This window comes from Aquipuribacter hungaricus (assembly GCF_037860755.1).
GTDB lineage: Bacteria > Actinomycetota > Actinomycetes > Actinomycetales > JBBAYJ01 > Aquipuribacter > Aquipuribacter hungaricus.
In genome coordinates this window covers 1-936 of the sequence record NZ_JBBEOI010000467.1, presented here as the reverse complement: position 1 = coordinate 936, position 936 = coordinate 1, and the positions used below count along the sequence as shown (strand labels likewise).

Here is a 936-nt window from a genome sequence, read left to right as displayed (position 1 = left end):
TGGCCTCCGACTTGGCGGCTCCGCGGTGGTGGGCGTCTCCCCGGCGGGCGGCGCGCGGGTCGAGGTCCGCATGCCCCCGCGCGGCGCGGAGGTGCGGACAGGCGGAGCCGACGACCGCGCCGGCGTCCCCGGCGCCACGGTCACCGTGCCGTGACGCAGCACAGCGTCGGCCCCGCGGTCCCGGGCGGGATCCGGGTCCTCGTCGTCGACGACGACGAGGCGGTCGCGGCCGTCCACCGCGGCTACACCGACTCCGTGCCCGGCTTCCGCGTCGTCGGGGTCGTCCACCGCGGCGGCGACGTCCTGCCCGCCGTGCGCGACCTGCGCCCGGACCTCGTGCTGCTCGACGTCCACCTGCCCGACGTCTCCGGCACCGAGGTGCTGCGGCGGCTGCGCGCCGAGGGCCTCGACGTGGACGTCATGGCCGTGACCGCCGCCCGCGAGGTCGACACGGTCCGGGAGGCGATGGCGGGCGGGGTCGTGCACTACCTGGTCAAGCCGTTCGCGCTCGCCGCCTTCCGCGACCGGCTGCAGGGCTACGCGGAGCACCGGGCGCGGCTGCGGGGCGCGGCCTCGGTGGCCGACCAGGCCGACGTGGACCGGCTGCTGCGGGGCCGCCAGGGCGGCGTCCTCGCCGACGACCTTCCCAAGGGGCTGTCGACCCGGACCCTGGCCGTGGTCGTGCAGGCCTTGCGGGACCAGGCCCCCGCGGACCTGTCCGCGGCCGAGGTGGCCGGGCGGTGCGGCATCGCGCGGGTGAGTGCGCGCCGCTACCTGGAGCACCTCGAGCACCAGGGTCGGGCGGTGGTGCGGCCGCGCTACGGCGGCGCCGGGCGGCCGGAGAACGGCTACCGCTGGACCGGGGGCGGCTGAGCCGGACGGGCTCCGCGGACGGTGCCGGTCACGGGCCGCGCAGGCCCCGGGAAGTCGGAGGCC

General features: G+C 78.7%; 1 protein-coding gene. It reads left to right on the top strand.

Annotated elements, in window-relative coordinates:
• The first annotated feature begins 150 nt into the window (after positions 1 to 150).
• The gene (locus WCS02_RS20660) at positions 151 to 873 is read left to right on the top strand and encodes a response regulator (protein WP_340296192.1); all 723 of its coding nucleotides are present in this window, start codon (positions 151 to 153) and stop codon (positions 871 to 873) included.
• The last annotated feature ends 63 nt before the right edge of the window (positions 874 to 936 follow it).